Genomic DNA, 15,161 nt, shown 5'->3' on the forward strand with positions numbered 1-15,161 from the left:
TCGGGGCCGGGCGGGGTGTCGGATGCCGCGCCTAGACTTGTGAGGACATGACGCTGATCCTCGACCCCGACGAGCCGACCGGCTGGCGCGAGGCGCCGCCCGCAGCATCCGCGACCGGCTCCCGCCTCACCGACGGGCTGAATCCCGAGCAGCGCGAGGCCGTCGAGTACCGCGGCCAGGCCCTGCTCATCGTCGCCGGCGCCGGGTCGGGCAAGACCCGCGTGCTCACCCACCGCATCGCGAGCCTCATCGAGAGTCGCGAGGCATGGCCGAGCCAGATCCTCGCGATCACGTTCACGAACAAGGCGGCCGCCGAGATGCGCGAGCGCGTCGAGGCGCTGCTCGGCGACAGCGCGAGCGGGATGTGGATCTCGACCTTCCACTCCGCCTGCGTTCGAATCCTTCGACGCGAAGCGCAGGCGCTCGGGTTGAGCTCGACGTTCACCATCTACGACTCGGCCGATCAGCGCACCATCCTGAAGCGCATCATCAAGGAGCTCGACGCCGACACCCTCGGCTTCACGCCCGCGAGCGCCCAGGCGAAGATCTCGAAGCTGAAGAACGAGCTCGCCGATGTCGAGTCGTACGCGCGCAACGCCAACACGAACGACCCGCAAGAGGTCATGTTCCTCGAGATCTTCCGGCAGTACACGCGGCGCCTGCGCGAGGCGAGCGCCCTCGACTTCGACGATCTCATCTCCGAGACGGTCTACCTCTTCCGCGCGTTCCCGAGGGTGGCCTCGCTCTACCAGCGGCGGTTCCGGCACATCCTCGTCGACGAGTACCAAGACACGAATCATGCCCAGTACGCGCTCATCCGCGAGCTCACGCGACCGATCCCGGCCGACCGAGTCGCCGAGATGGGGCAGCACGGCGTGAACGTGCAGGCGATGACGGATGCCACGGGCGGCATCCCCGGGGCCAGCCTCACCGTCGTCGGCGACTCCGACCAGTCGATCTACGCCTTCCGCGGCGCCGACATCCGCAACATCGTGGAGTTCGAGCGCGACTTCCCCGGCGCGAAGGTCGTGCTCCTCGAGCAGAACTACCGCTCGACGCAGAACATCCTGAGCGCAGCGAACGCCGTCATCTCGCACAACTTCGACCGCAAAGACAAGAAGCTGTGGACCGCGGTCGGCGACGGCGAGAAGATCACGGGCTACACCGGGTACACCGCCCACGACGAGGCCCAGTTCGTCGCCGACGAGATCGAGGCCCTGCACCGCTCGGGTGTCGCGTACCGCGACATCGCCGTGTTCTACCGCACCAACGCGCAGACCCGTGCGCTCGAAGAGATCTTCGTGCGGTCCGCGCTGCCGTACCGCGTCGTCGGAGGCACCAAGTTCTACGAGCGCGCCGAGATCAAGGACGCGATGGCCTACCTCACCGCGGTTGCCAACCCCCTCGACGAGCTCGCGCTGCGGCGCATCCTGAACACCCCCAAGCGCGGCATCGGCCCGGCGACCGAGACCGCGCTCGCGAGCTTCGCCGAGCAGAACGGCATCTCGTTCCGGGAGGCCATGCGCAACGCCGACGCGTTGGGGCTGGGGCCCAAGGTCACCGGCGCCATCACTGGGCTCGCGAAGGTGCTCGACGAGGCCGCGGCCATGCTCGTGCCGACCGCCGATGCCGTGGCCGCCGGTACCACCGAGGGGGCGGCGAAGGTCTCCGACGTGCTCGTGTTCCTCGTCGAACGCTCCGGCCTGCTGGCCGCGCTCCGCGCCAGCCGCGACCCGCAAGACGAGACTCGCGCTGAGAACGTCGAGGAGCTCGTCGCCCAGACCCGCGACTTCGACCGCGAGAACCCGGGTGCGACGCTGGTCGACTTCCTCACCCAGGTGTCGCTCGTCGCGGCCGCCGACGAGATCGACGACGCGTCCGGAACGGTGTCGCTCATGACCCTCCACACGGCGAAGGGACTCGAGTACCACGCCGTGTTCCTGACCGGCCTCGAAGAGGGCCTGCTTCCCCACCAGATGTCGGCGACCGAGCCGGGCGGCCCGGCCGAGGAGCGTCGCCTCTTCTACGTCGGCATCACGCGGGCACGCAAGCGCCTGTACCTCTCGCTCGCCATGAGCCGGGCGCAGTTCGGCGAGGTCGCCGTGGCGATGCCCTCGAGGTACCTGCAGGAGATCCCCGAGCACCTCGTCGACTGGCGTCAGTCCCCGGGCATGGCGACCTCCCGGGGCGGCACGCAGCCGCGCGCGCTCAACGCACGTCGCGGCCCCGGGCAGGGCGGGGTGTGGGGCACGCGCGACCGCGACCTCGATCGGTTCAGCGTCACGAAGTCGCAGAAGCCGAAGACGGAATGGGCCAACCGGGTCACGGGCACCGTGCGCGACAACGGCGATCTCACCCTCGAGGCCGGCGACCGCATCCGCCACGTCGACTTCGGCGAGGGCCGCGTCACGCAGGTCACCGGCGAGGGAACGAAGCGCGTCGCGCATGTGAACTTCGAGACGTCGGGGCAGAAGAAGCTCCTCATCAAGATCGCGCCGATCGAGAAGCTGTAGCGCCGGTCGCCGTGACCTGAGGCGGGGGTCGCCGTCGGGCTCAGGTGGAGAGTCGCGCGATGAGCGCCATGGCGTCGAACGGCGCCCGCACCTTGATGTCGTTGTCGAAGTACACGTACACGTCGCGGCCGTCGTCGAGGTGCGCGCGGCACCACGCCGCCCAGCGGTCGAGCGACGGGTCGTCGTAGCCCGAGGCGTACAGCTCCTCCTCGCCGTGCAGGCGCGCGTACGCGAAGTCCGCCGTGGTCCAGTCGATGCGCGGGTACTTGCCCGCGGTGTCGGCGGTGACGGATGCCGCGCGGTGGCGCTCGAGCATCCGGCGCCAGGCGTCCGTCTCGAAGCTCGGATGCCGCACCTCGACCGCGTGCCGGAGGGGCGCGTCGACTCCCACCGAGAACGACGATCGCCCCTCCATCCGCTCGTCGTGCCGGGACGCCAGCGCCGCGGCATCCGCTCGCGATCGCGGCAGCCGATGGAGGAACGCGTCGAGCAGCCCCTCGTCGAACTGGAGCGTCGGCGGGAGCTGCCACAGGATGGGCCCCAGCTTCGCGCCGAGGTCGAGCACGCCCGACGCGAAGAAGTTCGCGAGCGGCGCGTCGATGTCGCCGAGTCGCTTGATGTGCGTGACGAAGCGCGGACCCTTCACCGCGTACACGAAGCCGGCGGGCGACGTGTCGCGCCACCGCGCCCAGTTCGAGGGCCGCTGCAGCGAGTAGAAGGAGCCGTTCACCTCGATCGAGGTCAGCCGTTCCGCCGCGTACGCCAGCTCGTCGGCCTGGCGCAGGCCCTTCGGATAGAAGACGCCGCGCCAGGGCCGGTACAGCCAGCCCGAGATGCCGATCCGCGCCTCGGCCATGGATCAGACGGCCACGCCGAGCAGCGCTCCGATGGCCCAGGTCGCCGCGAGTGCGAGGGCCCCGCCGATGGTGACGCGGAGCACGGCTCGTGTCCGGGGAGCACCGCCGATCCAGGCGCTCGTCCAGCCCGTGACGGCGAGCGCGACGATCACCGCGACGAAGGTCGTCGGGATCCGCCACTCGGGAGGCGGCAGCAGGATGGCGAGCATCGGGAGCACCGCGCCGATGAGGAACGAGAGGGCGGATGCCCCGGCCGCGTGCCAGGGGCTGACGACGTCGTCCTGGTTGATGTGCAGCTCCGCCTCGAGGTGCGCGGCGAGGGCGTCGTGCTCGGTGAGCTCGCGTGCGACGACCCGGGCGGTCTCGCGCGACAGGCCCTTCTCGCGGTACAGCTGCTCGAGTTCCTCCAGCTCATGCTGCGGCATCGTGTCGAGCTCCCGACGCTCCTTCGCGATGAGCGCGCGCTCGGTGTCGCGCTGGGTCGACACCGAGACGTACTCGCCGAGCCCCATCGAGGTCGCACCCGCCAGCACCGACGCGACACCGGCGATCAGGATGGCCGCGACATCCGTCGTCGCAGCAGCGACGCCGACCACCAGGGCCGCCACCGAGACGATGCCGTCATTCGCGCCGAGCACGCCCGCGCGAAGCCAGTTGAGCTTCGAGTGCACCGAGACGGCATGCGGGTCCGCGCGGTGGATCGGTTCTCCGGTGGCGGTCATCTGGCCAGTGTCGCACCGCTCCCGAGCGTTCACCAGCATGGTGAGGCTGGGCCTTGCCCGTGTGACGCGGCCGGCTCGGAGGGGTGGATGAGGGGGAGTACGATGGTCGTCGGCCCGCATGTCTCGACATCGAGAGAGTCGGCGTTCGCACGACAGGCCGGGCCTCACCCACCAGCCCTGTGCGCGATCGCGCGTGCGGACCGATTGGAAGTAGAGCGTGGATCTTTACGAGTACCAGGCCAAAGACCTGTTCGAGCGCTACGGGGTTCCGGTGCTTCCGGGCATCGTGGCCGACACCCCCGAAGAGGTCCGCGCCGCGGCCGAGCAGCTCGGCGGCGTCGTCGTGGTCAAGGCGCAGGTGAAGACCGGCGGCCGCGGCAAGGCCGGCGGCGTCAAGGTCGCGAAGAACCCCGACGAGGCCGAGGCGGCGGCCCGCGACATCCTGGGCCTCGACATCAAGGGCCACGTCGTCAAGCGGGTCATGGTCGCCGGTGGTGCCCGCATCGCCCAGGAGTTCTACTTCTCGGTGCTGCTCGACCGCGCGAACCGCTCGTACCTCTCGCTCACGAGCGTCGAGGGCGGCATGGAGATCGAGCAGCTCGCCGTCGAGAAGCCCGAGGCGCTCGCGCGCATCGAGGTCGACCCGATCGACGGCATCACGCCCGACAAGGCCCGCGAGATCGCGGAGGCCGCGAACTTCCCGGCCGAGCTCGTCGACAAGGTCGCCGACGTCTTCGTGAAGCTCTACGACGTCTACAAGTCCGAGGACGCGACGCTCGTCGAGGTCAACCCGCTCATCCTCTCCGAAGACGGCGAGATCATCGCGCTCGACGGCAAGGTCACCCTCGACGAGAACGCCGAGTTCCGTCACGCCGGGCACGCCCTCCTCGAGGACAAGGCCGCGGCCGACCCGCTCGAGGCGAAGGCCAAGGAGCTCGACCTCAACTACGTGAAGCTCGACGGCCAGGTCGGCATCATCGGCAACGGCGCGGGCCTCGTCATGTCGACCCTCGACGTCGTGGCCTACGCCGGCGAGAACCACGGCGGTGTGAAGCCCGCGAACTTCCTCGACATCGGCGGTGGCGCCTCGGCCGAGGTCATGGCCAATGGGCTGTCGATCATCCTGGGCGACCCGCAGGTGGAATCGGTCTTCGTCAACGTCTTCGGCGGCATCACCGCGTGCGACGAGGTCGCGAAGGGCATCGTGGGCGCGCTCGCCGAGCTCGGCAAGGAGGCGAACAAGCCCCTCGTCGTGCGGCTCGACGGCAACAAGGTCGAAGAGGGCCGCCGAATCCTCGAGGAGGCGGCGCACCCGCTCGTGACCCTCGCCGAGAACATGGACCAGGGCGCCGACAAGGCCGCCGAGCTGGCGAACGCCGCGTAGAGAAGGATTCGAACCGTGACCATCTTTCTGAACAAGGACAACAAGGTCATCGTCCAGGGCATCACCGGCGGCGAGGGCTCCAAGCACACGGCTCGCATGCTCGCCGCGGGCACTCAGGTCGTCGGCGGCGTGAACGCCCGCAAGGCCGGCACCACGGTGCTGCACAAGGACAAGGACGGGAACGCGGTCGAGCTGCCCGTCTTCGCCTCCGTCACCGAGGCCATCGAGCAGACGGGGGCGGATGCCTCCATCGTGTTCGTGCCGCCGGCATACACGAAGGATGCCGTGATCGAGGCGATCGACGCCCAGATCCCGTTGCTCGTCATCATCACCGAGGGCGTGCCCGTGCAGGACTCGGCCGAGTTCTGGGCCTACGCCAAGGAGCAGGGCGAGAAGACGCGCATCATCGGGCCGAACTGCCCGGGCATCATCAGCCCCGGGGAGTCGCTCGTCGGCATCACCCCGGCGAACATCACGGGCAAGGGCCCGATCGGCCTCGTCTCGAAGTCGGGCACGCTGACCTACCAGATGATGTACGAGCTGCGCGACCTCGGGTTCTCGACCGCCATCGGCATCGGCGGCGACCCGATCATCGGCACCACGCACATCGACGCGCTCGCCGCGTTCGAGGCCGACCCCGAGACCAAGGCCATCGTGATGATCGGCGAGATCGGCGGCGACGCCGAGGAGCGGGCTGCCGACTTCATCAAGGCGAACGTGACCAAGCCGGTCGTCGGCTACGTCGCCGGCTTCACCGCACCCGAGGGCAAGACGATGGGCCATGCCGGCGCCATCGTGTCGGGATCGGCCGGCACCGCGCAGGCGAAGAAGGAGGCGCTCGAGGCCGCCGGCGTCAAGGTCGGCAAGACGCCGTCCGAGACGGCACGGCTGCTGCGCGAGGTGTACGAGGCGCTGTAGGCGCGCGATCACGGAACGAGCCCCGCAGGTGATGCCTGCGGGGCTCCTTCCGTGAGATGGTGAATCCATGGGCGAGTCCTCACCGGATGCCTCGGGCCCGTTCGATCCCGACGCGGCATCCGTTGTCGCGAAGAAGGGCGAGCGCGCGAAGCCGACGTTCGCGACGGAGCTCGTGCGCACGACGTTCGTCACCGAGGAGTCGGTGTACGGTGTCATCCTCGTGTCGGGCATGATCGTGGTGGCGGGCGGGCCCGAGTCGAACTCGTTCGCCGTGTTCTGGAAGGTCGTCGGCACCGTCATCGTGTTCTGGGCGGCCCACGTCTACGCGGGCACGGTGGCCCGCCACGGCGGCCTCGGCGACGAGCGCGACCGCGGCCTGGGCGACGCATTCCGGGCGTCGCTGCGGCGCTCCCTCGGGCTGCTGGCCTCGGCGCTCATCCCGTCGTTCATCCTCCTGCTCGGAGCCACCCGCGCGGTCCCCGACCAGGTCGCGATCTGGGCGGCCCTGTGGGCCGGCGTGGTCGTGCTCGCCGTGCTCGGGTGGATCGCGTTCTCTCGCCGCGGGTCGTCGTGGCTCGGCCGCATCGCCGGGTCGCTCGGCACGGCCGCGTTCGGCATCGCGATGATCCTGATGAAGGCGTTCATCCATTGAGGGTGATGCGCAGGAGTCCGCTCCGCGGTAGTTTTCCTCCAGAGGGGCGGGGGTGGTCGCCATGTCGAGTGCCGAACTCGAGGCCAGGATCGCAGAGCTCGAAGCCGAGAACACGCGCCTGCGCGAAGGCGCCTCGGTCAGGTCATCCGATGAACCGGTCCGCTCGCGGCGGGGCTGGGGGCGCACCGCCGTGGCGATCGCACTCGTCGTCGTCGGGCTGCTCCTCGCGCCCGTCGCAGTGATCAGCGCGTGGGCGCGACTCGAACTGGTCGACACCGACCGGTTCGTGGCGACGTTCGCGCCGCTCGCCGAGGAGCCGGCGGTGCAGGACTACATCGGCGACCAGGTCACCGCCGCGATCGAGGAGCAGGTCGACATTCCGACGCTCACGTCCGACCTGTTCGACGGCATCCGCGCGCTCGACCTGCCGCCGCGTGCCGAGCAGGCGCTCGGACTGCTCGAGGGCCCGGCCACGCAGGGCCTGCAATCGCTCGTCTCGGGAATCGTGGATCGAGTGGTGACGTCACCCGCGTTCGCGGACATCTGGGCCGCGGCGCTCCGAGCCAGCCACCGGCAGTTCGTCGCGGCGATCCAGGGCGACCCCGACGCCGCGCTCTCGATCGAGGACGGCACCATCGCCATTCAACTCGGTCCCATCATCGAGGCGGTGAAGCAGCGGCTCGAGGACCAGGGCGTCGGATTCGCCTCCGCCATCCCGGTGGTCGACCGGAGCATCGCGGTGGCCACCAGCGACTCGATCGCGCTGGTGCAGACCGTGTACAACCTCGCGGTGGCGGCGGGCACGTGGCTGCCGTGGATCACCCTCGCGCTGCTCGTCGCGGGAGTGCTGGTCGCACGACGGCGCGCAACGGCGCTCGTGTGGACCGCGGGCGGCCTGGCGCTCAGCATGATCATCCTCGCGAGCGGTGTCGGCATCGGGCGGGCCTTCTTCATCGGCGCCGTGAGCCCGTCGATCATGCCGCAGGCCACCGCGGTGGAGCTCTACGACGGGCTGGTGGAACTCATGCTGTCGACGGTGCTCGCGATCTTCGTGCTCGCCCTCTTCGTCGCCGTCATCGCGTGGCTGTCCGGACCGTGGCGGCCGGCACGAGCGGTGCGCGGGTTCGCCGACTCGGGGTTCTCGGCCGTTCGGCGAAGTGCCGCGGCGCACGGCGTGACGACGGGCGCGTTCGGCGTCGCCCTCGACCGGTGGCGCGTGGCCGCGTACGTCGTGATCGCGGTCGTCGCCTCGCTCGTCATCCTGTTCAACCGTCCGGTGACGACGTCGCTCGTCGTCTGGACCGTCGTGATCGCCCTCATCGCCGTCGCCCTCGTCGAGCTCCTGCGTCGGCCGGCCACCGAGGTCGCCGCGTCGCGGGTGCGCGCTGGCGGGGATGCCGACGGCAACGGCGTCGGCTCGGTGCGAGGGCCCGACGAGGCGCAGTTCACCGAGGTCGTGGGTCCGAGTCCGGGCGACCCAGCACGTCGCGGCCTCTGAGCGACGCCGCCCGGGATAGGCTCCGGGAGGAATGAGACGCACGACGATCGCCCTGCTGGCCGCCCTCGAGGCATCCATTGCAGCGCTCATCGGACTCGGCCTGATCGTCGTGCCCCTCATGCTGCTGTGGGCCATGCACTTCGAACTCGCGCTCGGTGGCGACGTGCTGCTCCGGGCCGCGGCCGACGTGTGGCTGCTCGGCCATGGTGTCGATCTCATGGTGCAGGTCGATCCCGTCACCGCCGGCCGCATCGGCCTGCCCCGAGCCGGGGACCCGTTCCCCATCACCATCGCCCTGCTCGGGTTCGCACTCATCACCGCAGCCTTCGGATGGCGCATCGGACGCCGCTCCGCCGCCGGCGGCCACTCGTTCACGGGCGTCGTCGCCGCGATCGCGCTCTACGCGGCGATCGGCGCCGCGCTCGCGCTCGCCGCGGGCGCCGATGCCGCGCGTGCCGAGGTGTGGCAGGGTGCCGCGCTCCCGGCGTTCGTGATCGGGCTGGGCGCCGTCGTGGGCGCAACCGCCGATTCCCTGCGGACCGAGTCGTCGACGGATGCCGCGACCAGCCACGTGCGCCGTTGGCTCGTGCGCATTCCCGCCTCACTGCGCTGGTGCCTGGCCGCCGCGGCGAGGGTCGGCGCGGGCGCGGCCCTCGGCGTGCTCGGGCTCGCCGCCGTGCTCGTGGCGGTGCTGGTCGCGCCCGACTACGCGACGATCGCGGGCCTGTACCAGACGCTCGATGCCGGGATCGACGGAGGGATCGCGCTCACGGTGGCCGAAGTGGCGCTGCTGCCGAACATCGTCGTGTGGGCCGCGTCGTGGCTCCTCGGGCCCGGATTCGCGATCGGCTCCGACACGCTGGTCTCGACCGGTGGAACCCTGCTCGGACCGGTGCCGGGCATCCCGATCCTGGGTGCCCTTCCCACCGGGGCACCGGCCCTCGGCGCGCTCTGGCTCATCGCGCCCGTCCTGCTCGGGTTCGTGGGAGCGTGGGCGGTCGCCCGGGATGCGGGCCCCGTCCGGGACCGACCCCTGCGTCCGAGCGGCTGGTGGGTGCCGCTCGCGGTCGCCGCCGGTGCCGCGGCATCCTCAGCGCTCGTGCTCGGGCTGCTCGCCTGGTGGTCGGGCGGCGCCGCCGGACCGGGCCGGCTCGCCGAGGTCGGTCCCGAGCCGTTGCCGGTCGCCGCGGTGGCGGCCGCGACGATCGGAATCGGCGCCCTCGCCGGCGGGTACGCGGCCCGCCTGCGCCTTCCGACCGAGGCACACCACGCGGCACGGGTAGGCTCGTAAGGTGCTGCAGCTCGTCGTGCTCATCTCGGGCACGGGATCCAACCTCCGTGCCCTGCTCGAAGCCTCCGAAGACGCCGAGTTCCCGGCGCGCGTCGTCGCCATCGGTGCCGACCGCGAGGCCGACGGTCTGGCCCTCGGCGAGGAGTTCGGCATTCCCACCTTCACCGTGCCGTTCACGGCGTATCCCGATCGCGAGGCGTGGGGCGACGTCCTCGTCGAGCAGGTCCGGCACTGGCAGCCCGACCTCGTCGTGCTCTCGGGTCTCATGCGTCTCGTGCCCAAGGCGGTCGTCGACGCGTTCTCTCCGTTCCTCATCAACACGCACCCGGCCCACCTGCCCGAGTTCCCGGGGCCGCACGGGGTGCGCGACGCGCTCGCGGCCGGGGTGACCGAGACCGGCGCGAGCCTCATCGTCGTCGACGACTCGGTCGACGGAGGGCCGATCATCGCGCAGGAGCGGGTGCCCGTGCTGCCGGGCGACACGGAGTCGACCCTGCACGAGCGCATCAAGCCCGTCGAACGGCGCCTGCTCATCCAGGCGGTGCTCGACATCGCCAATTCGCATCTCGACCTGAAGGAGCTGAGCCGACGATGAGCGGTCCCTCGCACGACCCGAGCCTCTACCGCGAGCGCGACCTCGTGCCCGTGCGCCGTGCGCTCATCTCCGTCAGCGACAAGACCCGGGTGGCCGAGCTCGCATCGGCGCTCGCCGGCATCGGCGCCGAGATCGTGTCGACCGGCTCGACGGCGCAGGTCATCCGCGACGCCGGGTACGACGTGACGGATGCCGCGGCGGTCACCGGCGCCGGCGAGATGCTCGACGGGCGGGTGAAGACGCTTCATCCGTCGATCCACGCGGGGCTCCTCGGCGACCTGCGCCTCGAGCACCACGAGCAGGAGCTCGAGCGTCTCGGCATCGCTCCCTTCGAACTCGTCGTCGTCAACCTGTACCCGTTCGCCGCCACGGTCGCCGCCGGGGCATCCGAGGTCGACACGGTCGAGCAGATCGACATCGGCGGACCGGCGATGGTGCGTGCCGCGGCGAAGAACCATGCCAACGTCGCGATCGTCGTGTCGCCCGACCGGTACGACGAGATCATCGGGGCGATCGCCGCCGGCGGCACGACGCTCGCGCAGCGCAAGGCCCTCGCGCGTGAGGCGTTCCGGCACACCGCGACGTACGACATCGCGGTCGCCTCGTGGATGGGCAGCGTGGTGGCGCAGGACCAGCCGATCGACGAGTCCCCGTTCCCCGCGTGGGTGGGCGGGTCGTGGACCAAGCGCGCCGACCTCCGCTACGGCGAGAACTCGCATCAGCGGGCGGCGCTGTACGAGTCGCACGGCGGGCGCCCCGGCATCGCCGCGGCCGTGCAGTCGCACGGCAAGGAGATGTCGTACAACAACTACGTCGACGCGGATGCCGCGGTGCGGGCCGCCTTCGACTTCGACGAGCCTGCCGTGGCGATCATCAAGCACGCCAACCCATGCGGCATCGCGGTCGCCTCGCCGGGCGCCGCCGACGCCATCGCCGACGCGCACCGTCGCGCGCACGAGTGCGACCCCGTGTCGGCGTTCGGCGGCGTGATCGCGGCGAACCGGCCCGTCTCGCTCGAGATGGCGCGCAGCGTGTCGGAGATCTTCACCGAGGTGCTGATCGCCCCGTCCTTCGAGGCCGGGGCGGCCGAGCTCCTGGCGAAGAAGAAGAACATCCGGCTGCTGACCCTCCCCGACGGATTCACGCCCGTCGCCGTCGAACTGCGGCAGATCTCGGGCGGGATGCTGCTGCAACAGGCCGACCGGCGGTTCGCGCCCACGGCGGAGTGGACGCTCGCGGCCGGGGAGCCCGCCGATGCGGCGACCCTCGCCGACCTCGAGTTCGCCTGGCGCGCCGTGCGATCGGTGAAGTCGAACGCCATCCTGCTGGCGTCGGGTGGCGCGTCGGTCGGCGTCGGCATGGGACAGGTCAACCGAGTCGACTCGTGCCGGCTCGCGGTCGAGCGGGCGGGGAATCGGGCCGTCGGGTCGGTCGCGGCATCCGATGCCTTCTTCCCCTTCGCCGACGGCCTGCAGATCCTCATCGACGGCGGCGTGCGGGCTGTGGTGCAGCCCGGGGGGTCGGTGCGCGACGAGGAGGTCGTGGCGGCGGCCCGCGACGCCGGGATCACGATGTACTTCACGGCCGAGCGGCACTTCTTCCACTGAGTCTCCCACCACCCGGGGGTTTGTAGGACCTTCGGCGCGATGTAGGACGCTCGCCGCGGTTCGCGTCCTAGGAATCGCCAGATGTCCTACAAACCCCGAGGGGTGGGCGTCCAAACCCCGAGGGGTGGGCGTCGCCCGACCGGGCGGATGCCGGGCGGAGGTAGGCTGGAGGAAGTGGTGCCCACGAAGCGCCAGCACCCGCGCGCCCACAAGACGCTGAAACAAGGAGAACGATCGATGACGATCATCCACGCCCCGGCTTCCCCCGCCGCCGAGGTCAACGCAGCACTTCCCACCGAGGCCCCCGAACACGAGCGTGTCCTGATCACCCGCGGACCTCGGTCGGGGCTCACCATCATCGTCGCGGTGCACTCGACGCGCCTCGGCCAGGCACTCGGCGGAGCACGGCTCTGGCGTTACGGCCACTGGACGGACGCGCTCGCCGACGCCCTGCGGCTCTCGGAGGCCATGACCATGAAGAACGCGGCGGCCGGCCTCGCGCGCGGCGGCGGCAAGTCGGTCATCTGCATCGCTCCCGGCGCGACCCTCGACGAGCAGACCACGCGCGACGCGATGCTCGATCTCGGCGATGCCGTCGAATCGCTCGGGGGCGCCTACATGACCGCCGAAGACGTCGGCACGAGCGCCGAACTCATGGCCGTCGTCGCCGAACGCACCGAACACGTCTGCGGCCTCCCGCCCGAGCAGGGCGGCGTCGGCGAACCTGCGGATGCCACCGCGGCCGGCGTCCACGCCTCGATCCTCGCGACGCTCGAGCACGTGTTCGGCACGTCCGACGTCTCGAACCGGCACCTCGTCATCGCCGGCCTCGGCCAGGTCGGCGGCCGCCTGGCACGGAGCCTCGCGGCGGCCGGCGCCAAGCTGACGGTGACGGATGTCGCGGGCACGAAGCGCGCGCTCGCAGACGAGCTGGGTGCGACCTGGGTCGAGCCCCACGAGGCACACCTCGTCGAGGCCGACGTGTTCGTGCCGTGCGGGCTCGGCGGCGTGCTCACCGACGAGGTCGTCGACGCACTCCGCGTTCGTGCCGTCGTCGGCGCCGCGAACAACCAGCTCGCCGAACGCGACGTCGCCGCACGCCTCACCGAGCGCCGCATCGTGTGGGCACCCGATTTCGTGGCCAACGCGGGCGGCGTGATCTACCTCGACGTCGCCAGCGCGCCGGGTGCCGATCAGGCCGCGCTCGACGCGCGGATCGCGGGGATCGGCGACACCGTGGCATCCGTGCTTCGATCGGCCTCCGAGCACGGGACGACGACGCTCGCAGCAGCCGGGCGGCTGCCCCGGACTCGCCTCGACGACGCCCGCTGAGGCGTGGCGCCGGGCCGATAGGCTCGTCGTCATGACGCCCCCCGCCGTCGGTGCCGGCCTGAATCGGGCAGGGGCAGCAGCGAGGCGACGAGCGCCGTCCCTGCGACCACCCCGGCCGAGGCCATGACCGCCAGCACGCGCCGACCCGCCGCCACGTCCTCGCCCGCCCCTGCCCGATTCAGGCCGGCACCGACGGCGGGTCGGCGCGTGCTGGCGGTCATGGCCTCGGCCGGGGTGGTCGCAGGGACGGCGCTCGTCGCCTCGCTGCTCGCGTTCTTCATCGGCAACGGCCAGTCGCCGCAGGTCTTCGGGCAGCTCTTCGGCCACTTCGCCCTCGCGGCGCTCATCGTCTTCGTGCTCGTCGGCGTGGCGAACGCCGTCGGCGCCACGAGGGCGTGGTTCCTCGCACTCATCACGGGCTTCACCTCGGGCTGCCTCGCCGCCCTGCTCGCGACGACCGCCACCGCGAGCGGGGCCGGCAACCCGTTCTCGGCCCCGCTCCTCCTCTTCGTGCTCGGCTCGCTCGTGAGCCTGAACCTCGTGTTCATCCTCACGGTGATCCTGGCGGAGGTGTTCCTCGCTCCGCGCGTGTTCGACGCCATCTTGGCGTTCGCGCCGCGCCGGGCGCCCCGGCGAGTCGCCCTCGTTCGCATTCCCGCGTCAAATCTCGAGGAGGGCGAGCTCACGCACCTCGAACGCAGCGGGATCGACAAGGCGCTCGCCGACGACCAGTGGGACAACTACTGCGCCGCCCTCGTCGCCGAGGGGTGGGAGACGGTCGAGGTCGACGCGGCTCCCGAGCTCGCCGATTCCGTGTTCGTCGAGGACACGGTCGTGCTGTTCGGGGATCTCGCGGTGATCACGAGTCCTGGCGCCGAGTCGCGCCGGGCCGAGACCGAAGCGGTCGAGCGCGCGGTGCGCGCCGTGCGCGGGCTCACCCTCGCACGCATCGAACTGCCCGGCACCCTCGACGGGGGCGACGTGCTGAAGGTCGGATCCACGGTCTATGTCGGAGCGTCGAGCCGCACGAACGCCGAGGGCATCCGCCAGCTCCGGGCCCTCGTCACCCCGCACGGATACGACGTCGTCGCGGTGCCGGTCACGAAGGCGCTGCACCTGAAGAGCACCCTGACCGCGCTGCCCGACGGCACCATCATCGGCGATCCCGACCTGGTCGACGTGCCGACGCTGTTCCCGTCGTTCCTTCCGGTGCCCGAGCCCGGGGGCGTTGCCGTCGTGGAGCTGTCTCCCGAGTCGCTGCTCATGTCGGCGTCTGCGCCACGCACGGCGCAGATGCTGTCGACCCTGGGCTATCGGGTGGTCACCGTCGACATCGGCGAGTTCGAGAAGCTCGAGGGGGGCGTCACCTGCCTGTCGGTGCGCGTGCGATGACGACCAACTGACACTTGCACGCGACATCCGGGCCCCCGTAGTCTGGACGGCTGGCCGCCGCGTGACATGCAGGGCCACGACGTACTTCGCAGACGATGACGCAGGAGGATCCCATGCAGACAGACAGCAACGCCCGCCAGGTCGCGGTCGACAGCGCTGCCCGCCAGGTCCTCGCCCGGTTCGAGGCCGACGCCGGGTAGCTCCCCGGCTCGCCCACGCAGGCACCGCCTGCCGTTCGCGGTTCCGCCGCTCTCCGACGCCTCCCGCGTCATTCGCCCTCTTCCCGCCGATCGCCTGTGCAGCGCGCTCTCGGCGCCACTCGGAAGGAACCGGCTTGCACGCCACCCAGCTCCACCACGATCCCTCCACCGCGCGCGTCGGCACCGTGCGCGCGCTCTGG

General features: G+C 71.0%; 12 protein-coding genes. 10 read left to right on the forward strand and 2 right to left on the reverse strand.

Annotated elements, in window-relative coordinates; translation table 11 throughout:
* Positions 1-47 precede the first annotated feature (47 nt).
* A complete protein-coding gene (locus tag HUS56_RS11865) occupies positions 48-2,513 on the forward strand; it encodes an ATP-dependent helicase (RefSeq protein ID WP_173923620.1) in 2,466 nt (821 codons plus the stop codon).
* 40 nt (positions 2,514-2,553) lie between these two features.
* Here HUS56_RS11865 and HUS56_RS11870 read toward each other — a convergent pair whose 3' ends face one another.
* Positions 2,554-3,369, reverse strand: a complete 816-nt coding sequence (locus tag HUS56_RS11870) for a DUF72 domain-containing protein (RefSeq protein WP_173923621.1) — start codon at positions 3,367-3,369, stop codon at positions 2,554-2,556.
* 3 nt (positions 3,370-3,372) lie between these two features.
* Entirely contained in the window at positions 3,373-4,092 is a 720-nt protein-coding gene (locus tag HUS56_RS11875) for a VIT family protein (RefSeq protein WP_173923622.1), read from the reverse strand.
* Positions 4,093-4,309: 217 nt separating this feature from the next.
* On the opposite strand from HUS56_RS11875, the gene sucC reads away from it, so the two are divergent.
* The 9 genes from sucC (at position 4,310) to ddaH (ending at position 14,761) form a co-directional block, all read left to right on the forward strand.
* Positions 4,310-5,476, forward strand: coding sequence for an ADP-forming succinate--CoA ligase subunit beta (gene sucC, locus HUS56_RS11880; RefSeq protein ID WP_173923623.1), 1,167 nt, complete (start codon positions 4,310-4,312; stop codon positions 5,474-5,476).
* 15 nt (positions 5,477-5,491) lie between these two features.
* The gene (gene sucD / locus HUS56_RS11885) at positions 5,492-6,394 is read left to right on the forward strand and encodes a succinate--CoA ligase subunit alpha (RefSeq protein ID WP_173923624.1); all 903 of its coding nucleotides are present in this window, start codon (positions 5,492-5,494) and stop codon (positions 6,392-6,394) included.
* 67 nt (positions 6,395-6,461) lie between these two features.
* A complete protein-coding gene (locus tag HUS56_RS11890; RefSeq protein ID WP_173923625.1) occupies positions 6,462-7,046 on the forward strand; it encodes a hypothetical protein in 585 nt (194 codons plus the stop codon).
* Between the two features lie 61 nt (positions 7,047-7,107).
* On the forward strand, positions 7,108-8,544 hold the full coding sequence (locus tag HUS56_RS11895; RefSeq protein WP_173923626.1) for a hypothetical protein: 1,437 nt from the start codon (positions 7,108-7,110) through the stop codon (positions 8,542-8,544).
* Positions 8,545-8,575: 31 nt separating this feature from the next.
* Positions 8,576-9,835, forward strand: coding sequence for a DUF6350 family protein (locus HUS56_RS11900; RefSeq protein WP_173923627.1), 1,260 nt, complete (start codon positions 8,576-8,578; stop codon positions 9,833-9,835).
* Position 9,836: 1 nt separating this feature from the next.
* Entirely contained in the window at positions 9,837-10,430 is a 594-nt protein-coding gene (purN, locus tag HUS56_RS11905; protein ID WP_173923628.1) for a phosphoribosylglycinamide formyltransferase, read from the forward strand.
* Positions 10,427-12,037 carry a bifunctional phosphoribosylaminoimidazolecarboxamide formyltransferase/IMP cyclohydrolase gene (gene purH / locus HUS56_RS11910; protein WP_173923629.1) on the forward strand — a complete coding sequence of 537 codons (1,611 nt, stop codon included), beginning with the start codon at positions 10,427-10,429 and terminating at the stop codon, positions 12,035-12,037. The genes purN and purH overlap by 4 nt, the downstream gene beginning before the upstream one ends.
* Positions 12,038-12,274: 237 nt before the next feature.
* Positions 12,275-13,369, forward strand: coding sequence for a Glu/Leu/Phe/Val dehydrogenase family protein (locus HUS56_RS11915; protein WP_173923630.1), 1,095 nt, complete (start codon positions 12,275-12,277; stop codon positions 13,367-13,369).
* A 207-nt stretch (positions 13,370-13,576) separates the two neighbouring features.
* Entirely contained in the window at positions 13,577-14,761 is a 1,185-nt protein-coding gene (gene ddaH / locus HUS56_RS11920) for a dimethylargininase (protein ID WP_305792490.1), read from the forward strand.
* Positions 14,762-15,161: the final 400 nt, after the last annotated feature.

It is taken from the genome of Agromyces sp. Marseille-P2726 (genome assembly GCF_902809835.1).
Taxonomy (GTDB): Bacteria; Actinomycetota; Actinomycetes; order Actinomycetales; family Microbacteriaceae; genus Agromyces.

Coding starts and splice junctions, on each gene's coding strand:
- HUS56_RS11865 (WP_173923620.1), top strand. CDS start 48: ATGACGCTGATCCTCGACCCCGACGAGCCGACCGGCTGGCGCGAGGCG.
- HUS56_RS11870 (WP_173923621.1), bottom strand. CDS start 3,369: ATGGCCGAGGCGCGGATCGGCATCTCGGGCTGGCTGTACCGGCCCTGG.
- HUS56_RS11875 (WP_173923622.1), bottom strand. CDS start 4,092: ATGACCGCCACCGGAGAACCGATCCACCGCGCGGACCCGCATGCCGTC.
- HUS56_RS11890 (WP_173923625.1), top strand. CDS start 6,462: ATGGGCGAGTCCTCACCGGATGCCTCGGGCCCGTTCGATCCCGACGCG.
- HUS56_RS11895 (WP_173923626.1), top strand. CDS start 7,108: ATGTCGAGTGCCGAACTCGAGGCCAGGATCGCAGAGCTCGAAGCCGAG.
- HUS56_RS11900 (WP_173923627.1), top strand. CDS start 8,576: ATGAGACGCACGACGATCGCCCTGCTGGCCGCCCTCGAGGCATCCATT.
- purH (WP_173923629.1), top strand. CDS start 10,427: ATGAGCGGTCCCTCGCACGACCCGAGCCTCTACCGCGAGCGCGACCTC.
- HUS56_RS11915 (WP_173923630.1), top strand. CDS start 12,275: ATGACGATCATCCACGCCCCGGCTTCCCCCGCCGCCGAGGTCAACGCA.